Genomic DNA, 19,099 nt, shown 5'->3' on the forward strand with positions numbered 1-19,099 from the left:
CTGCCAGGCGCCGGAACCAGGAAGGAATACAGTTACTGGAACAGCATGGCTGACAGCACGAAGTTGAACATCAGCACCAGCAGCGACGCATTGACCACCGCACGGGTGGTGGCGACGGAGGTGCCTTCGATGGTCGGCTCGGCGTGGAAGCCCACGTAGGAGGCCACCAGCGCCGCGGTGCCGCCGAAGATGGCCGATTTCAGCATCGCCACGCCGAAGTCGTTCCAGAAGTCCACGCTGTTGCGCAGCGCCGACCAGAACACGCCGTTGTCCAGGCCCAGCAGGTGCACCGCTTCGAAGTAACTGGCCGAGATCGCCAGCGAGCAGAACACCCCGGTGAGCAGCGGCACGGTCAGTACCGCCGCCCAGAAGCGCGGGGCCACGGCCTTGGCGATCGGGTCGATGGCCATCAGCTCCAGCGCCTTGATCTGGTCGGTGGCGCGCATCAGGCCCAGTTCGGCGGCGATCGAACTGCCGGCGCGACCGATGAACAGCAGTGCGGTCAGCACCGGCGCCAGCTCGCGGTACAGCGACAGGCCCAGCAACGTGGACAGCGCATCGGCGGCGCCGAAGGTGGTCAGCGTGCGGTAGCCCTGCAGGGTCAGCACCAGGCCGACGAAAGCCCCGCCGACGGCGATGATCGGCAGCGAACGCGCGCCGATCTTGTAGATCTCGCGGGTCAGCTCGGCCAGGAAATCAGCGGTCGGCAGCGAACCGCGCAGCACGGTCAGCGAAAACAGACCGGCGCGGCCCAGTGAGCGGGTGGCGGCAACGAAGGGCATCAGGCAGTCCTCGCACGGGGCGCGGCGTCGAACGGGATCGGGCCATCCGGGCGGCCGTGCAGGAACTGCTGCAGCAACGGATCCTGGCTGGCTTCCAGTGCGGCGGGGCTGCCCTGGAACACCACGCCACCGTTGGCGATGGCAATTACTTGGTCGCAGATCGGCAGGGTCTCGTGCACGTGGTGGCTGACGATGATGCTGGTCAGGCCCAGACTGTGGTTGAGGCGCTGGATCAGGCTCATGATGACCCCGGAGGCGATCGGGTCCAGCCCGGTCAGCGGCTCGTCGTAGATCATCAGCGGCGGATCCAGTGCCAGCGCGCGGGCCAGCGCGACGCGGCGTGCCATGCCGCCGGACAGTTCGCGCGGCCAGGCATCACCGGCCGACAGCAGGCCCACCGCATGCAGCTTCATCTGCACCAGGCGCTCGCGCACGGCCACCGGCAGCCGGGTATGCGCGCGCAGCGGCAACGCCACGTTCTCGCCCACGGTGAGGTCGGTCAGCAGGCCATTGCCCTGCAGCAGCACGCCGACGCTCTTGCGCATTTCCAGCAGCTCGCGGTTGCCGGTCGGGATCGGCTTGCCGAACAGGGTCACTTCGCCCTGCACCGGACGCAGTTCACCGGTCAGCGCGGCCAGCAGGGTCGACTTGCCGCTGCCGGACGGACCGAGCACGGCGGTGATGCTGCCCTGCGGTACCTGCAGCGACACGTCGCGCAGGATCGTGCGTCCGCCGCGCTCGATGCGGACGTTGGTCAACTGCACCAGAGGAGTCGTGGAAGCCTGCATGGGCACCATTTAACAATTTTCCAACGTTGAAGGATCAGGGCGCGGCGCTGAACATAAGCGTACTGGACCGTCCAGTATTGTCGCATGCGTGGTTGTGGCACGCGCGCAGCCGCTCCGGGACAGTCGAAGCGGCCTGGCGGAACAATCCAGGGCAATGATCGGCAGGCCATATGCGTCCAGCATTCATTTACCACGCCGCTGCGGCAAACTGTACGCAATGAGCGACCCCTCCAGCGATTTCCGTCTTTACCATTCCAACTCGCTGGACGTGCTGGCCGCGTTGCTGGCCCGGCACGTGCGCGCGCCGCTGCCCGGCCAGCCGCTGCTGGACCCGGAAGTCGTGCTGATCCCGCAGGTGGCGATGCGGCGCTGGCTGCAGTCCACCCTGGCGGCCGAATACGGCGTGGCGGCCAACCTGGAGTTCCTGACCCCGGGTGAGTTCGTGGCGCGTGCGTTGAACGCCAACGTCCCCGGCGAAGCCGAGGACCTGGACGCAGCGGCCCTGCACTGGCGCCTGTATGCCGCACTGGGCGACGAGCAGTTGATGGCGCAGCCGCCGATGCGCGCGCTGCACAGCTACCTGTCCGGCGGCGACCCGCTGAAGCCTTGGGCGCTGGCCGGCGAGCTGGCCAGCGTGTTCGAGAAATACCAGGCCTGGCGCCGCGACTGGCTGCTGCGCTGGGACGCCGGCGCCGATCCGCAGGATCCGCAGGCGATCCTGTGGCGCGCCATCGCGCAGGGACGCGGCTACCGCGCGCGCCGCATCCAGGCCTACCTGGAACAGTTCGAAGGCGCCGGCAAACCGTTGCCGCAGGGCCTGCCACTGCGCCTGTCCGCCTTCGCCACGCTGAACATCTCGCCCGACGTGCTGCGGGTGATGGCCACCCAGGCACGCGTGGGCGAACTGCATTTCTACCTGCCCACGCCGGTGCAGGCGTACTGGGGCGACCTGCAGACGCTGGGCGAGAAGCTGCGCAGTGGCGCGCCGGATCCGTTCGGCGAAGCGGCCGGCGAGAACCGCCTGCTGGAGGCCTGGGGCGCGGCCGGCCGCGATTTCATGGCGGTGCTGGGCAGCTACGAAGTGGTGCATCCGTCCGGCGAGATCGGCGCCTACGACGATCCCGAGGACGACGTGCGCCCGCCGATGGAGCAGGGCGGCCTGTCCGACAGCCTGCTGCACCGGCTGCAGCGCGACCTGTTCCACCGCCGCGGCCTGCCGTCGGGCCCGCCGTTCCCGGCGCTGCGGCTGGACGACCCCAGCCTGCAGGTACATGCCTGCCATACCCGCCTGCGCGAACTGCAGGTGCTGCACGACCAGCTGCGCGGCCTGCTGCAGGATCCGCGCTTCGACCCGCCGCTGCAGGCGCGCGACATCGCCGTGCTGGCACCGGACATCGATCCATACGTGCCGTACCTGGAGGCGGTGTTCGGCGGGCGCAGCGGCGGCGAGGACCACATTCCCTACGCGCTGGCCGATACCAGCCCGCTGGCCGGCGAGCCGCTGGCCGATGTGTTCGTGCACCTGCTGGGCCTGCCGGTGTCGCGCTTCGGCTTGAATGAAGTGCTGGACCTGCTGGCCAGTGCGCCGCTGGCCGAAGCCGCCGGACTGGATGCGGCCGCCTTTGACCGCCTGCACGACTGGCTGCAGGCGGCGGGCGCGCGCTGGGGGCTCAGCGCCGACCACCGTCGCCAGCACCAGGCGCCGGCCGACGATGCCTTCACCTGGCAGTTCGCGCTGGACCGGCTGCTGCTCGGCCATGCCAGCGGCAGCGAGGGTGACATCGCCGGCGTGGCCCCGTGGCCGGAACTGGAAGGCAGTGCGCTGGATGCGCTGGACCGCCTGCTGCGCCTGTTGCGGGTGCTGGCGGTGTACCAGCAGCGGCTGGGTGAAACGTTGACCCCGGCACAATGGCGGCAACGCCTGCTGGCACTGCTCGACGCGCTGCTGCCGACCCCGCCGTCGTCACCGAACAGCCAGCGTGCGCTGGAGCGCCTGCGGCGGCTGATCAACCAGTTCGCCGAAGACGCGGACAAGGCCGGATTCGACGGCCGTGTACCGGCCGAGGTGATCCGCTCGCATTTCGCCGGCGCGCTGGCCGAAGCCGATACCCGCGCGCCGCTGCTGACCGGTGGCATCAGCTTCGGTCGCATGGTGCCGATGCGCCTGCTGCCGTTCCGGGTGATCTGCGTGCTGGGCCTCAACGATGGCGACTTCCCGCGCCGTGACCCGGCGGCCGGGCTCAACCAGCTCACCGCCGAACTGGACAGCGCGCGCCGTCGCCCGGGTGACCGTTCGCTGCGCGAGGATGACCGCTTCCTGTTCCTGCAGTTGTTCGCCGCCGCGCAGGATGCGTTCTACCTGAGCTACCTCGGCGCGGACCCACGCGATGGCAGCGTGCGCGAGCCCTCGGTGCTGGTCAGCGAACTGATCGACGCGGCGATGCAGTACCACGTCGATCCACGTGAAGCGGCAAAGCAGTTCGTGGTGCGGCATGCCTTGCAGCCGTTCTCGCCGGCGGCATTCGGTGGCGGCGACCCACGGCGTTTCAGCTATCGCCGCCAATGGCATCCCGCCGCAGCCACCGTGGGCGGTGCCCGTGGCCAGCTGCCGGCCTGGATCAGCGCGCCGCTGCCCGCGCCGGCTGCGGACCCCGAAGCGGTGGAATCGCGGCTGTCACTGGATGAACTGCGCCGCTTCCTGGTCGATCCCGCTGGCCAGTTCCTGTCGCTGTCGCTGGGCCTGCGCCTGCCCGGGGAGATGCAGGAAACCGACGACGTCGAGCCGCTGGTGTTGTCCGAACGCAGTGCTGAGGCGCGCAGCGTGCAGCTGGCCGTGGTGCAGGCCACGCTGCGCGAGGATGACGCGCCGTTGTACCCGCGGCTGCGCGCACGCGCGCTGCTGCCGTCCGGTGCCTTGGGCGAACGCGGTTTCGATGCGCTGCAGGCACAGTCGCGTCCGTATGCGCTGGCCCTGCGCGAGTGGTTGGGCGATACACCGCTGGAAAGCCGCCGCTATGAAGTGGACATCGACGGCGTGCGCCTGCATGGCCGGGTCGCTGACCGCCACCCGGCGGGCTTGGTGCGCCTGCGCACCGGCAGCCTGAACGGTAATGCGGCGATCCGCCATGGGCTGGACTGGCTGTTGGCCAATGCCGCCGGCGATGCACTGCCGCTGGTGCAGTTCCACGATGAAGGCGAGAACGGCGTAGGTCCGCACCTGCTGCCCGCGTTGCCAGCCGCGCAGGCCCGCGATGCCCTGCGCAGCCTGCTGCAGCTGCGCGCGCGCGGCCTGCGTGAGCCGCTGCCGTTCGGTCCCTATACCGGCTGGACCCTGCATACGACGCCTGCGGAAAAGCAGTTCAATGAAGCCGCCAAGCGCTGGCACGGTTCTGACCGCAGCTGGGGCGAAGCGCAGGGCGAGGCGATCCAGCTTGCGCTGCGTGGGCAGGATCCGTTCAAGGACGACGCCAGCTTCGCCGACCTGCTGCACATCAGCCGCGTGGTGTTCAGCGCGGTGCGCGAAGGCCGCGCGCTGCGCGAGGAGGGCGGGCAATGAGCAACGACATGGACACGCTGCAGGCTGATCCATACCTGGCGCTGCCACTGCACGGGGTGCAGCTGATCGAAGCCAGCGCCGGCACCGGCAAGACGTTCACCCTGGCCACGCTGTTCACCCGGCTGGTGGTGGAGCAGGGCCTGCGGATCGGCCAGGTGCTGGCGGTGACCTTCACCGACGCGGCCACCCAGGAGCTGCGCAAGCGCATCCGCGAGCGCCTGGCGCTGGCCGCGCAGCTGGTGGATCGCGCGCCGGCCGATGGCGATACCCCCGACGTGCTGCTGACCCGCTGGGTGCTGCAGCGCCACCTGCAGACCGGCACGGAAAGCGCCGCTGCGCTGCAGCGCCGGCTGCAGGTCGCCGCCGATGAGATCGACCTCGCCGCGATCTTCACCATCCACGGATTCTGCACCCGCGTGCTGCGCGAACATGCGCTGGAAAGCGGGCATACCTTCGATCCTCCCGAGCTGCTGGCCAGCGACCGTGCGCTGCTGGAAGAACTGGCCGCCGACCTGTGGCGCGTGCATGCCAGCGATGCGACCGTGATCGATGCGCTGGCCTGGCTGTGGAAGACCCCCGAGGCCCTGGCCGGTGACCTGCCTGACCTGTTGAAGCCGTTGCCGCTGCTGCCCCCGGCAGGCGTGGTCGGTGAGGATCCGACACCGCGGCTGCAACACGCCGCCGATGCGCTGCGCCAGGCCATCCGCGATCACGGTGATGCTTTCTTCGGCGCATTGTGTGAAGCGGTGGACGCCAAGTGGCTCAACGGCGCCTCCTACAAACTGGGCTGGCTGCAGCCGCTGTGTTCGCAGCTGCGCGACTGGGCGCTGCATGACGGGCCGGCCACGGTGCTCGACAGCGAGCGCCTGCCTGCGCTGCTGCCAGCCGCTCTGGAAGGCAAGACCAACAAGGCGCATGCCGGACGCACGCCCGGGTCGCCACTGCAGCCGGCGCTGCAGGACTACCTGCAGGCCCGGCAGGCGCGGCTGGAGTGGCTGCGTGGCCGCGCGGTCAATTTCCTGCACGACCTGCGTGCGCAAGCCCGCCAGCGGCTGGATGCGCTCAAGCGCGTGCGCCGCGTGCAGACCTATGACGACCTGATCGACGGGGTGGCCAACGCGCTCGCCGGTCCGCACCGCGACACCCTGGTGCGGCAGCTGCGCAGCCAGTACCGCATCGCGCTGGTCGACGAATTCCAGGACACCGATGATCGCCAGTGGGGGATCTTCCATACCGTGTTCGGCGACAGCGAAGCAACGCGCGAGGCCGGGCTGGCGCCGGCGCTGTTCCTGATCGGCGATCCGAAGCAGGCGATCTACGGGTTCCGCGGCGGTGACATCCATACCTACCTCAAGGCCAAGCGCGGGGCGCAGGTCGCACCGGCGCTGGACCGCAATTTCCGCTCGCGCCCCGGCGTGCTGCGTGCGTTGCAGTCGCTGTACGACAACGCCGGTCCCACCGCCTTCCTGGACGAGGGGATTCCCTTCGAACCGGTGGCCGCCGGTGGCGTGCGCGGCGACGCGGATTACCTGCGCGATGGCCAGCCGGCGCCAGGCCTGACCCTGCGCGTACTGCGCCATGAAGGCGGGCGCCCGTTCAACGCCGATCCCTCGCGCGAGGTGGCCTGCGCCGCCTGCGTGGCCGACATCCACCAGGTGCTGGTGGACGCACGCGCCGGGCGCGCCGAACTGCGCGGTCGCCCGGTACAGCCGGGCGACATCGCGGTGCTGGTGCGTTCGCACCGCGAAGCCACGCTGGTGCAGCGCGGGCTGGCGGCAGCCGGTATTCCCGCCGTTGCCGCGGGCAAGCAGAGCCTGTTCGCCACCAGCGAAGCGCAGGACCTGCGCGCGCTGCTGATGGCCCTGCTGCAACCGGCCGATGAAGGGCGCCTGCGCGCGGCACTGGCGACGGTGCTGCTGGGCCAGGACGCAGCGGCGATCGCCGGCATGGAACGCGACGGCGATGTGCAGCGCGGCTACCAGGCACAGTTGCTGCAGTGGCGCGAACGCTGGATCCGCGGCGGACCATTCGCGGTGATCGCCGATGCCTGCGCCGGCCAGGCCGAACGCCTGCTGGCGCTGCTGGACGGCGAACGCCGGTTGACCAACTACCTGCAGCTGGGCGAGCTGCTGCAGGAGGCTTCGGCCCAGGCGCTGGGCATGCACGGCCTGCTGGACTGGTTGCAGGGGCAGATGGCGCATGCCGACCAGAACGACGAACAGCAACTGCTGCGGCTGGAATCGGACGCGCGCCGGGTGCAGATCATCACCCTGCACAAGAGCAAGGGCCTGGAATACCCGCTGGTCTACCTGCCGTTCGTCGGTATCGACGGCGGTGCGCCGAACACCGCCAGCAACTGCACAGTGCATGCGCAGGATCGCCGCGAACTGCACTGGAAACTGGAAAAGGACGCAGCCTGGGACGCGGCCACCGCACTGCGCGACCAGGAGCAGCGCGCCGAAGATGCGCGCCTGCTGTACGTGGGCCTGACCCGCGCCGAGCACGCGCTGTGGATCGCCGTCGGCGACCTGGCCGGACTGGCGAAGACCCGGCTGGCGCCGATGCTGGGCGAGCTGACGGCGTTGGCGGCGCATGCCGATATCCGCGTCGATGAGCGCCCGCTGGCACCGCGCCCTGCGCAGCTGGCGCTGGAAGACGAAGGCGAGCTGCCGCCGGTGCGGTTGATCGAACGGCGGGTGCCACACGACTGGTGGGTGTACAGCTTCACCCAGCTGGCCAATGCCGATGCCGGCCAGGACATCGATGCCGCCGCCACCGAAGTGCCCGCGCCCGCCGCCGACGAACCGGCCGGTGCCGACCTGCCGCTGGAACCGGCGCTGCCGGCCGGCAGTGAAGCGGACAGCGTCGCGGTGGATCCGCGCTTCATGGGCAGTCGCTTCGGCAACGTGCTGCACGACGCGCTGGAGAACACCGACTTCGCCGCCTGGGGCGGGTGGCAACCGGGCCAGCCGGCACCGGAAGGCCAGGCCGCGGTGCTGCGCAAGGCGCTGCGCGAGGAAGGCTACGCCGATGCCGACCTGGACGACGGCGTCGAGGTCCTGGTGCCGCTGGTCGGCCACACGCTGACCGTGCCGCTGCCGGAGGGCGGGGCCCTGCACGACCTGCCCGCGGCCCAGCGCCGCGCGGAAATCGAGTTCCACTTCGCCATGCAGCCCACCGCGGTGCCGGCGCTGCTGCAGCTGCTGCATCGTTTCGGCATCGTGCCGGCGCGCCGCGGCTTCGGCCTGCGCCGCCAGCTGGAAGGGCTGATGACCGGCAAGATCGACCTGACCTACGTGCGCGAGGGCCGCTGGTACGTGCTCGATTACAAATCCAACCGCTTGCCGGGCTACACCGCGGACCTGCTGCGCGCGGCCATGCGCCACAGCGAATACGACCTGCAGGCCTTGATCTACACCGTGGCCCTGCACCGTTGGCTGCGTTTCCGGCTGGGCAGCCGCTACGACTACGCGCGCGACATGGGCGGCATCCGCTACCTGTTCTGCCGCGGGCTGGGCGTGGACGGCGAAGGCGTGCATGCAGCACGTTTCGAGCCCGCACTGGTGGATGCGCTGGACGCCCTGTTCGCCGGCGGTGACACCGCCCAGGCGGCGCTGGTCGCCCGCGTGGTGGGGGGCGTGGCATGAGCCTGCTGGTGGAACTGAAAGCCGCCGGCCAGCTGCGCACGCTGGACCATGCGCTGGCGCTCAGCCTCGGGCGGCTGCGGCCGGAAACCCCGCCTTCGATCCTGGTCGCCGCCGCACTGGCCTCGCTGGCGGTGTCGCAGGGGCACGCCGGCTTCGATCCGGGGCAGCCGCAGCGGCTGGTGGAGGGCAGCTTCAGCTGGCCGAGCCCAAGCCAGTGGCTGCAGGCGCTGCACGACTCGCCGTGGGTGGCACACCCGGAGCAGGCCGCCGTGGTCAGCGTCGATGCGCCGCTGGTGCTGGAAAACGGCCTGGTCTATCTGCGCCGCTACCGCGAATACGAACGGCAGCTGGCCGAAGGGTTGCAGCGCATCGGCCGGCACCCGTTGCCGAGCGTGGCGCTGGAGGCGATCGCGCCGCTGTTCGCGGACCTGTTCCCGCAGGCAGCCGGCCGTGTCGACCACCAGGCGCGCGCTGCGGCGGTGAGCCTGCGCCACCCGTTGGCCCTGGTGACCGGTGGACCGGGTACCGGCAAGACCACCACCATCGCGCGGCTGTTGCTGCTGCTGGTCGCGCAGGCCGTGCAGGCGGGCCAACCGGCGCCGCGCGTGGCGCTGGCCGCACCGACCGGGCGCGCCGCCGAACGCATGGCCGAAAGCCTGCGCCTGGCGCTGCAGCGACTGCAGGCCGAAGGCCTGGCGCCTGAGCTGTGCGCGGCCCTGCCCAGCAGTGGCACCACCCTGCACCGGCTGCTCGGCGTGATCCCGGATTCCCCGCGCTTCCGCCACCACGCCGACAACCCGCTGCCGTTCGATGTGGTGGTGGTCGACGAAGCGTCGATGATCGACCTGCCGCTGATGGCCAAGCTGGTGGAGGCCATCGCCGAAGGCACGCGGCTGATCCTGCTGGGCGATCCGGATCAGTTGCCGTCGGTGGAGGCAGGCGACGTGCTCAGCGCCATCCTGCGCGCCAGCGGCGATGGCGAGGGCACCCGCCATGACGATGCACGCGCGCTGCAGCCGTTGCTGGCTGCGGCCACGCTGCGGCCGGAAGCACCGCCCAGCCCGTTTGCCGGCCGCCGGGTGCAGTTGCAGCGCGGCTATCGACAAAGCGATGCGCTGGACCTCGCCCCCTTGGCCACGGCTGTACGCGAGGGTGACAGTGCTGCGGCGCTGACGCTGCTGCGGCAAGGCACGCTGGCCGGCGTCAGCTTCCACGAAGGCCTGCTGGATCCGCTGCAGGAGCAGCGTGAGCACCTGCTGGCGCAGTGGCGCGCGCTTGCCGACAGTGGCGATCCGGCCACCGCGCTGGCCCAGGCCGGCCGCCTGCGGGTGCTGACCGCGCTGCGCGAAGGGCCGCAGGGCGCGCACGGGCTGAACCATCGCATCGAAACCCTGCTGGCCGGTGCAAATGCCGGTTACTTCCACGGCAGGCTGCTGCTGGTGACCGAAAACAGCTATCGCCACCGCTTGTTCAACGGCGACGTGGGCATCTGCCTGCGCGATACCGGTGGCGGCATCGCGGCCTGGTTCCCGGGTGATGACATGGCCCATCCCCGTGCGTTCCATCCGGCGGCCCTGCCGGCCCACGAAAGCGCGTTCGCGATGACCGTGCACAAGGCCCAGGGGTCGGAATTCGACGAAGTGTGGCTGCAGTTGCCTCGGCATGACAGCCGGGTGTTGTCGCGCGAACTGGTATACACCGGGCTGACCCGGGCGCGGACGCGGTTGCAGCTGGCGGGGTCGGCGGAGGTGCTGGAGAAGGCCCTGCAGCGCCACGCCAGCCGGTTGTCCGGGCTGGCATGGCGGCTGGGCGCCCAGGCAGTGCAGGGCGAACTGTTGCTGTAACGCCCTGATGCACGCCGGGCATGGCCCGGCGCTACATCAGGCATCGCTTATTCCAGCACCAGCACGGTGCCGTCCGGGTACACGATGGCGGCTTCATCGCTGCTGGCATCGAAGAAGCCCAGGCCATGCTGGAAGGCCAGCACCTGCACCATCTCGTGCGCACGCTCGGCCACGTCATCGGCGAACGAACCGTAGATGACATGGGCGGCGATGCTGTAGTCGGTCACTTCGTCGCGGTCGTCTTCATCGTCCGACAGCGGGCCGTTCATCGGCGGGAAGTGTTCGGCGATCTCGGCGAACCAGGCCTGCAGGGCCGGCGCGGCGACCTTCGGATCATCATGGTCGTGATCCTCGTTCCAGTCGGTCTGCTTCTCGTACCAGGCAATGAAGGCGGTCGCTTCGCGCGGCGCCACGCTGGCATCGAAGACCATCATGTCGTAGCTCATCGGGATGTTCCTGTTGAAGGTGCGCAGCAAGCGCGGACGCGCAGGGTAGCGCGCCGCCGCTTGCGGCGGGATGACTGGCCGGGCGGCGGGCGGACATCGGGTGGGGAAACGGCCGGTCATTGGACGCGGAAACGCCTGTGAACGGTAGCGCCGAGCCACGCTCGGCGAGCGCAGCGGCGCGTTTCCGGCAGAGGCAACGCGCAACGGATGCATTCCGCCGCGCATGGCCATGCCGGTCGTCCTGACCGACACCCTGCGGGCCGTCGCTACCAACAGCAGCGAATGTCAGCCTTCCGCGTCCGGGAACAGCGCGAAGCGCAGGCCAACCAGGCCCATCAGCGCCTCGTCGCGCGCCTTGCAGGCGGCAACGCCCCCCACCCGCGACAGCGAGGCATCCAGACGCCCGCGCAGCGCCCCGTCACCGGGCAGGGGGCGCCGCGCGGCCACCTGGCGGCGGTAATGCGCGGCGATCTCGGCCAGGATCCGTTCCACCGCTTCGCGGCTGCGTTCGGGCAGTTCCAGCCGGGCGCGCCGCAGCTGCAGGATGTTCAGTCCCACGCGGGCTTCGGTCAGCATGTCCACCGACCCGATGTCGCTGCCCTCCGGGGTCGCCGCCAGGCGCGGCGCCAGCAGTCCCAGCAGGTCCAGCATGCGCGCGGCGAAGCGCTCGCGATCCTGCTGGCCACGCCCTTCGGCCGCTTCGGCCAGCGTGGTCCAGCCCTGCCGCACCAGTCGCCGCGCGGTCCATTCGGCCCCGACCGAACGGAACAGGCGGGTCATGACCACGGCAAAACCAATCCCGATGAACATCGCCACCGCTGAATTGACGAAGCTCTGGATGTTGGCACTGTAGGTGTTCTGCACGCTCAGCAGCGCCACCAGGTTGACCGTCAACGGCAGTGCGAACAGCATCGTCTTCGGGTGGTGCAGCAGCACGCCCAGCGGCAGGAACACCACCGCCAGCAGCAGCACCAGCAGGCCGAAGTCATGCACGGCCGGGAAAATGCCGAACAGGTAGATGCCGGCGACCACGCTGGCCACCACCGCCCACACCAGGAACGACATCATGCTGGGGGCCGGGTCATCCTGCGCGGCGAAGAACGCCGCTGCGACCGCGGCCATCATCGCGCCGTTGCCGCCGCCTTCCCAGCCCAGCCCGATCCACAGCACGCAGTAGCTCATCAGGGCGATGCCTGCGCTGAGCGCGGAGAACAGCGCCATGCCGTAATCCACGTGGCGGCTTTCGGCCACCCTGCCGGTGCTGATGCGGTAGTGGCTGGCGTCCTGCGGTGCGCTGCCCTGCTCTATGGCCTGGTGCAGCGCGCGGCAGTCCGCCCACAGGTCCACCAGTTCTTCCAGCCGCAGCAGCAGCGAGGCCAGCTGCAGGTGCTGCAGGTTACCGTCCACCTGCGGCTTCAACGCGCTGATGCGGGCGCGCAGCGGGTCATGCGAGCGGCTTTCGGTGGGGGCTTCCAGCCAGTGGCGGATGTCCTCCACCAGGGATTCCAGGCCGTCGGGCAGGCCGTCGCCGTGGCGGCGCAGCGCGCCCAGCCGGTCGGCGATGGAGGACAGTACCGGCAGCAGCAACAGCATGCGTTCGCGCAGCTGCTGCATCGACACCGCCGCGCCGGCATGGCGCGGATCGTCGCGGCGCAGGAACTCGATCAGCGCCTCGAACTGCACCAGGTCGGCGGCCAGCCGGTTGCGCGGTGCATGCGCGCGGCCACCTTCCAGGATCTGCCGGCACCAGTGCGCCGCATCACCCATCCAGTTGCCGATGCGGCCGGTCAGCATCGGCCGCACCGATGCCGGGAACACCAGCGCGGCGAACAGCACCGCCACCACCGTGCCGAGGATGATCTCCTCGCTGCGGGCCACCACGGTATCGAAGATCAGCTCCGGCGAGGTCACCGCCGGGAAGCCGATGAAGGCGGTGGTATAGCCGGCCAGCAGGAACGCATAGCCGCGCGGGCCGCGGTTGAGCAGGGCCATGAACAGGCAGCCGGCCAGCCACAGCGACATCGCCGCGCTGAGCAGCAGCGGCGTTTCCACCAGGTGCGGCAACATCAGCAGGGTGGCCGCACCGGCCAGCAACGTGCCGAGGATGCGGTACACCCCCTTGGCCCGGGTCGGGCCGAGCAGTGGCTGGCTGACGATGTAGACCGTGGCCATCGCCCAGTACGGCCGCGACAGATTCCCGGCCAGGCCGATGTACAGCGCGGTGATCGAGGCCAGGTAGGTCTTGATCGAGAACATCCAGCCTTGCCGGTCCAGCAGCACGTGCATCGCGCTTACCTCGCCGCCGCGGGAACGGCAGCGGCAGCGGCCGGAGCGTCCCAGCCACCCCCCAGCGCCAGGAACAGAAGGATCTGGTCACGCGACACCTGCGCCTGCGCATCGGCCAGGGTGGCGTCGGCGGTGGCCAGGCTGCGGTCGGCATCCAGGCTGGACAGGTACGGCGTGCGGCCGCCCTGGTACAGCCGGCGGTTCTGTTCGGCCGCCAGCGTGGCCTGCTGCTGGGCCACCTGCAGCGACTGCAGGCGGCGCAGGTCCTGGGCATACCGGTCCAGCGCGGTCTGGGTCTCGCGCAGCGCCTGCAGCACGGTCTGGTCGAATTCGGCCAGTGCTGCATCGGCACCGGCTTCGGTGGCGCGGATGCGCGAACGGGTGCCCGACGAGGGCAGCGTCCAGGAGATCAGCGGGCCGAACGACCACTGCTGGGTCAACGGCTCACCGAAGTCGGCCAGCAGGCCGGCCGCCCCGACCGAGGCCCCCAGCCGGATGTCCGGATACAGTTCCGCGGTGGCCACGCCGATGCGTGCGGTGGCCGCAGCCAGCCTGCGTTCGGCCTGGCGCACGTCCGGTCGGCGCGCCAGCAGCGCGCGGCCATCGCCGATCGGCAGCGGCTGCTGCAGCGCCGGCGCGTGGCTGCAGTCCACCACGCCGGCCGGCAGCTGGCCGGGGGGCTGCCCGAGCAGCGCGGCGAGCGAATAGGCAGCGGCCTGGCGCTTGGCCTGCAGCGGCGGCAGCGCGGCTTCCAGCATCGCCACCTGGGCGTTGGCGCGTGCCAGTTCCGGCGCGGTGCCGCGACCGGCGGCGATCAACCGCTGGGTCACCTCGCGGCCACGCTGCTGCAGCTGCAGCGAATGGCTGGCGACGTGCAGCTCGTGGTTGGCGTGGCAGATTTCCAGATAGTTGTCGGCCACCTCGGCAACGACGCTGATGCGCGCGATATCGCGCGCTGCGGCCACCGACTGCTCATCGGCATGCGCCGCTTCGGCGCCCCGCTTGAGCTTGCCGAACAGGTCGAACTGATAACTCACCGCGAACTTGCCGTCGGCCAGGTTGATCGGCGGCAGTTCGTGCTCCAGCAGGAACGATTCGGCCGAAAGCTGCGCCCGGCTCACCCCGGCCTCGGCCTCGTAGTCGAAGCCACCGGCGTCCAGCGCCTGTTCGTACATGGCCGCGGCGCGGCGCAGGTGGGCATCGGCCGCCTTCAATTCCAGGTTGTCGCGCAGCGCGTGTTCAACCAGGCCATCCAGCACCGGATCCTGGTACAGCGACCACCAGCGGGCGGGCAGTTCGGCACTGGCCGCGACCTGCGCGTTGCCGGTGTCGATGAAGGCACTGTTCGCCGCAGGGCGATTGAACGCGGACCCTTCCGGCACGGCGTAGTCCGGGCCGACGGTGCGGCAGGCGGCCAGCCCGGCCAGGGTGACCACCAGCGCCAGCCTAGGCAGGCCGTGCAGGGGCGTGCGCAGGTTCACAGGCCCGCCCGTGCCGGCGCGACACCGGCCTTGTGCGCGGCGGTGCCGTGGATGTCCACGGTCACCGTGGCGGTACGGCCGGAGATCAGCTGCACGCCAGCGGGTACCTGGTCGATGCGGATGCGCACCGGGATCCGCTGCGCCAGCCGCACCCAGTCGAAGGCCGGGGTGACGTTGGGCAGCAGGCTGCTGCCATCGGTGCGGTAACGGTCTTCGATGCCGGCGGCGATGCTTTCCACGTGGCCCTGCAGCGCCACGTCCTCGCCCATCAGGCGGATGTCCACCGGCTGGCCAGGAGCCACGCCGCGCAGGCGGGTTTCCTCGAAGTAGCCGTCCACGCGGAACGAGGTGGTATCCAGCAGGGCCAGCACCGGCTTGCCGGCGGTCACGTAGTCACCCACGCGGACGGTGCGGTCGTTGATCTGCCCATCGGCCGGGGCGCGCACCTCGGTCCGTGCCAGGTTCAGTACGGCCAGGTCGACCGCCGCCTGCGCGGTGGCCTGGGCTGCCTGCGCGGCCTGCAGCTTGGCCCGCCGCACTTCCGCATCCTCGCCGGCCACCAGGTCCTGCAGGCTGCGATCGCGGGCGATCTCACGGTGCAGCTGGGCCACCGTCGCCTGCCGTTCGGCCAACGACGCGCGTGCCAGCTCCAGCGCGATCCGGTAGCGCGCGCGGTCGACCACGAACAGCAGCGCGCCCTTCTTCACCGCCTGGTTGTCGCCCACGTCCACCGCCTCGACCAGTCCGGAAACATCGGGCGCGACCTGCACCACGTCGGCGCCGATGTGCGCATCGCGGGTCCAGGGCTCGTCCATGTAATAGACCCACAGCTGGCGCAGCACCAGCAGGGCGACGATCACCGCCAGCACGGTCAGCACCGGCGGAAGGGCTTTGTTGACGATCTTTTTCACGATTGCATCCAACGCAGGAGGTGGAACAACCCACCGAGCACGATGCCGTACAGGGCCAGGTTGAAGAGGGCGGGGTGCCAGACCAGCCGATAGGCGCCACTGCGCTGCAGCAGCACGCGCAGGCCGCTGTTGAGCACATAGGCGAGCAGCATCAGCCCGAGCAGGGTCGGGACGAACACACCATGGAGACTGAATTCACCGGGCATCGGCAGGGATCTGGCTTCGGAACGGGGGAGGGAACCGCAACAGCAACAGCAACGGGCGAACGCCGCTGGCGTCTGCACGGCAGCGGCATCCCCCGGGACAACAACGCTCAGGTAATGCGATCGACCGCGGCGGACAGCAGCTGCCACACCTTCAGCACTGCGCGCAGCTCGTCCATGGACAGCTCGCCGAAGACTTCTTCGCGCAGGCCGATCAGCTGCTGTTCCAGCTCGCTGACCAGTGCCTGGCCTTCGTCGGTCAGCCACAGCAGGTTGGCGCGGCGGTCGCTGGCATCGCATTCGCGGCGCACCAGCCCACTGGCTGACAGCTTGTCCAGCAGGCGCACCAGCGACGGACCTTCCAGCCCCAACTGCTGGGCCAGGGTGACCTGGCGGATGCCCCCGCCGGAGCGGCCGATCATCAGCAGCGGCATGGTGCAGGCAGTGGAAATGCCATAGCTGCCCAACGCGGTATCGGCCAGGCGCTGCCACTGCCGCCCTGAGTGGAGCAGGCCGGAGCTGAGCTGCATCTGCAGCCGGGTACGTTCGTCGAGGGAACTGTTCATGGCAGATAGATAGGATACTACTAATTTCATTCCTATCAATACCCCTCGCGCCGCATGGTTCAGCGTCCGACCTTGGTGAGTTTCCTGCCGGACGGGCGGCCACTAGGAGCTGTCAGGGGCGACGGGCGGTGGGGCTGGGCGGGGGCGTTGAGCGCCATGGATGGCGCGAAACGAGGCCCGCAGGATGCGGCTTCTGCCGTCCCCCGCCCAGCCCCACCGCCCGTCGCCAACCCAGGAACCCGTCTCATCCGGCGCCAGCAGGCGGCCGGCGAACCCGGGCACGGGCAGGGGACGACTCCCCCCTTGGTCGGCTACCATGCTCGACCCCTCCGGGATGCAGTTCGCAATGAGCAACGACAACAATTCCAAGGCGCCGCAGGGCGATGTTTCCCAGACGCAGGCCGAAGAGGCCGTGCGCACCCTGCTGCGCTGGGCCGGTGAAGACCCGACCCGCGAAGGCCTGCTGGACACCCCGCGCCGGGTCGCCGAGGCCTATGGCGACTGGTTCAGCGGCTACCGCGATGACCCGCGCGCCTACATGGAGCGCACCTTCGAAGAGGTCGCCGGCTATGACGAGCTGATCGTGCTGCGCGACATCGAATACGAAAGCCACTGCGAACACCACATGGCGCCGATCATCGGCCGCGTGCACGTCGGCTACCTGCCGGCTGGCAAGGTGGTGGGCATCAGCAAGCTGGCCCGCGTGGTGGAAGCGTATGCCCGCCGCTTCCAGGTGCAGGAAAAAATGACCGCGCAGATCGCCCAGTGCATCCAGGACGTGCTGCAGCCGATCGGCGTGGGCGTGGTCGTCGAAGGTGCCCACGAATGCATGACCACCCGCGGCATCCACAAGCGCGGCGTCAGCATGGTCACCTCGAAGATGCTGGGCAGCTTCCGCGAAGATGCCCGCACCCGCGCCGAATTCCTGCGTTTCATCGAAGTCGGCGGCAAGCGCTGATCGCGTTGCCTGTGCGGCGCCGGCCTGCGTGGCCGGTGCCGTTCCCGCTGCGCGCCCGTCCGCCGCTGCCCGCCCATCCGGATTCCCCCGCTGCATGAAGCATCGCGAACGCATCATCCGTTACCGCCACCTGCGCGAACAACCGCAATGGAAGCTGCTCGCCGCCGACCATGCGCCGGAGATCATCGGCCTGCTGCAGGGCCTGCTGATGGACGGCGAACGCACGCTGGCCGCGCCGGTGCTGCACGAGCGCCTGCAGCGCGCGCTGGACCAGCTCAACGGCGAAGAGCTGTCGCGTGAGCTGCCGCGCACCGCGCAGGCCTACGTGGCGCACTGGCTGGCCCAGGGCTGGCTGGAACGACGCCTGCCCGAAGGCGCTGACCAGGAACAGTACGAACTGTCCACCCAGGCATTGCAGGCGATCCGCTTTGCCGACAGCCTGGAACAGAGCCGCGTCGCCGCCACCGAAAGCCGCCTGGCGCTGGTCATCAACCAGCTGTCCCAGCTGGCGGCGCAGACCGAAGCGGATCCGGATGCGCGGCTGTCCGCGCTGCGCGACGAGCGTGACCGCATCGATGCGGAAATCGCCCGCGTCGGCGAAGGCCGCGTGGCCGCGCTGGATGGCAAGCGCGCGCTGGAACGCGCCCGCCAGATCATTGGCCTGGCCGACGAACTGACCGAAGACTTCCGCCGCGTGCGCGATGACTTCGAGCGCCTGAACCGCGAATTCCGCGAACGCATCATCGACGATGAAGGTGAGCGCGGCGACGTGCTGTCCAAGTTGTTCGAAGGCGTGGACGTGATCGGCGAGAGCGACGCCGGCCGCAGCTTCCAGGCGTTCTGGCGGCTGCTCAACGACGCCGAACAGAGTGCGCAGCTGGACGCCGCGCTGGAATCGGTGCTGGCGCGTGGCTTCGCGCGGCGCCTGGACCGCAACGAACGCGCGTTCCTGCGCGGCTTCACCGGCACCATGCTGGAACGCGGCGGCCAGGTCCACGACGTGCTGCAGCACTTCGCCCGCAGCCTGCGCGGTTTCGTGCAGAGCCGCGGCTACCTTGAACAACGCCGCCTCAACCAGCTGCTGAAGCAGGCGCAGGGCGAGGCACTGGCCCTGCGCGATGACTTCCCGGCCCAGCGTTCGATCGGACGCGACCTGCAGCTGACCACCAGCCGGCTGCGCTCGTGGTCGCAGTGGAAGCTGCACGATCCGCGCAGCGCGCAGGTCGATGGCAGCGTGCAGCGCAACGATGCCGCCGCGATCAGCCTGGAAAGCGTCGGCGACCTGGTGGCATCGTCCGAAATTGATTTCCGTACCCTGCGCCGCGATCTGCATGACCTGCTCGGCATGCAGCCAAAGCTGAGCATTTCCCAGGCCTTGTCGCAGCGCGAAGCGCCGCAGGGCCTGGGCAGCGTGATCGGCTACCTGTCGCTGGGCACGCGCTTCGGCACCGTGGTGGAGGGCGAGCAGGAGCTGGCCCACTGGCGCGGTGGCGATGGCCAATGGCGGCGCGCCCGCATCCCGCTGGTTTGGTTCACCCAGGAGAAACGCCATGAGCTGGAATGAAGATCCGATCGAATCCTCCCGCCTGGGCGAGGGCGAGGATGCCTTCGACGCCGAGCCGGTGGTGGTC

At 69.8% G+C, this 19,099-nt stretch carries 13 protein-coding genes; 5 read left to right on the forward strand and 8 right to left on the reverse strand.

The window, feature by feature from the left end; translation table 11 throughout:
* Positions 1-32: 32 nt before the first annotated feature.
* Both QE373_RS00005 and QE373_RS00010 read right to left on the reverse strand, forming a co-directional pair.
* On the reverse strand, positions 33-782 hold the full coding sequence (locus tag QE373_RS00005) for an MlaE family lipid ABC transporter permease subunit (RefSeq protein ID WP_042612164.1): 750 nt from the start codon (positions 780-782) through the stop codon (positions 33-35).
* A complete protein-coding gene (locus QE373_RS00010; RefSeq protein ID WP_057508372.1) occupies positions 782-1,570 on the reverse strand; it encodes an ABC transporter ATP-binding protein in 789 nt (262 codons plus the stop codon). Before QE373_RS00010 ends, QE373_RS00005 begins: the two co-directional genes overlap by 1 nt.
* 217 nt (positions 1,571-1,787) lie before the next feature.
* Between QE373_RS00010 and recC the strand changes: the two genes are divergently transcribed.
* Genes recC through recD form a run of 3 tightly spaced genes read left to right on the forward strand, consistent with a single transcriptional unit; the run spans position 1,788 to position 10,617 of the window.
* A complete protein-coding gene (gene recC / locus QE373_RS00015; protein ID WP_309682070.1) occupies positions 1,788-5,126 on the forward strand; it encodes an exodeoxyribonuclease V subunit gamma in 3,339 nt (1,112 codons plus the stop codon).
* Complete coding sequence (locus QE373_RS00020) at positions 5,123-8,773, forward strand: exodeoxyribonuclease V subunit beta (RefSeq protein WP_309682073.1); 3,651 nt, start codon at positions 5,123-5,125, stop codon at positions 8,771-8,773. Before recC ends, QE373_RS00020 begins: the two co-directional genes overlap by 4 nt.
* Positions 8,770-10,617, forward strand: a complete 1,848-nt coding sequence (gene recD / locus QE373_RS00025; protein WP_309682076.1) for an exodeoxyribonuclease V subunit alpha — start codon at positions 8,770-8,772, stop codon at positions 10,615-10,617. The genes QE373_RS00020 and recD overlap by 4 nt, the downstream gene beginning before the upstream one ends.
* 47 nt (positions 10,618-10,664) lie before the next feature.
* Here recD and QE373_RS00030 read toward each other — a convergent pair whose 3' ends face one another.
* From QE373_RS00030 to QE373_RS00055, 6 genes are all read right to left on the reverse strand, one after another.
* Positions 10,665-11,063, reverse strand: coding sequence for a hypothetical protein (locus QE373_RS00030; RefSeq protein WP_057508368.1), 399 nt, complete (start codon positions 11,061-11,063; stop codon positions 10,665-10,667).
* Positions 11,064-11,348: 285 nt separating this feature from the next.
* Complete coding sequence (locus QE373_RS00035) at positions 11,349-13,349, reverse strand: FUSC family protein (protein WP_309682081.1); 2,001 nt, start codon at positions 13,347-13,349, stop codon at positions 11,349-11,351.
* A 5-nt stretch (positions 13,350-13,354) separates the two neighbouring features.
* Entirely contained in the window at positions 13,355-14,812 is a 1,458-nt protein-coding gene (locus QE373_RS00040; protein WP_309689462.1) for an efflux transporter outer membrane subunit, read from the reverse strand.
* Between the two features lie 14 nt (positions 14,813-14,826).
* The gene (locus QE373_RS00045) at positions 14,827-15,741 is read right to left on the reverse strand and encodes an efflux RND transporter periplasmic adaptor subunit (RefSeq protein ID WP_309682085.1); all 915 of its coding nucleotides are present in this window, start codon (positions 15,739-15,741) and stop codon (positions 14,827-14,829) included.
* Positions 15,738-15,947 carry a DUF1656 domain-containing protein gene (locus QE373_RS00050; protein WP_042612171.1) on the reverse strand — a complete coding sequence of 70 codons (210 nt, stop codon included), beginning with the start codon at positions 15,945-15,947 and terminating at the stop codon, positions 15,738-15,740. Before QE373_RS00050 ends, QE373_RS00045 begins: the two co-directional genes overlap by 4 nt.
* A gap of 107 nt (positions 15,948-16,054) precedes the next feature.
* Complete coding sequence (locus tag QE373_RS00055; protein ID WP_309682092.1) at positions 16,055-16,510, reverse strand: MarR family transcriptional regulator; 456 nt, start codon at positions 16,508-16,510, stop codon at positions 16,055-16,057.
* A gap of 346 nt (positions 16,511-16,856) precedes the next feature.
* Between QE373_RS00055 and folE the strand changes: the two genes are divergently transcribed.
* A complete protein-coding gene (gene folE, locus QE373_RS00060; protein ID WP_057508377.1) occupies positions 16,857-17,468 on the forward strand; it encodes a GTP cyclohydrolase I FolE in 612 nt (203 codons plus the stop codon).
* Between the two features lie 94 nt (positions 17,469-17,562).
* Positions 17,563-19,032, forward strand: a complete 1,470-nt coding sequence (locus QE373_RS00065; RefSeq protein WP_309682097.1) for a DUF3375 domain-containing protein — start codon at positions 17,563-17,565, stop codon at positions 19,030-19,032.
* Positions 19,033-19,099: the final 67 nt, after the last annotated feature.

This window comes from Stenotrophomonas sp. SORGH_AS_0321 (genome assembly GCF_031453215.1).
Classification (GTDB): domain Bacteria; phylum Pseudomonadota; class Gammaproteobacteria; order Xanthomonadales; family Xanthomonadaceae; genus Stenotrophomonas; species Stenotrophomonas chelatiphaga.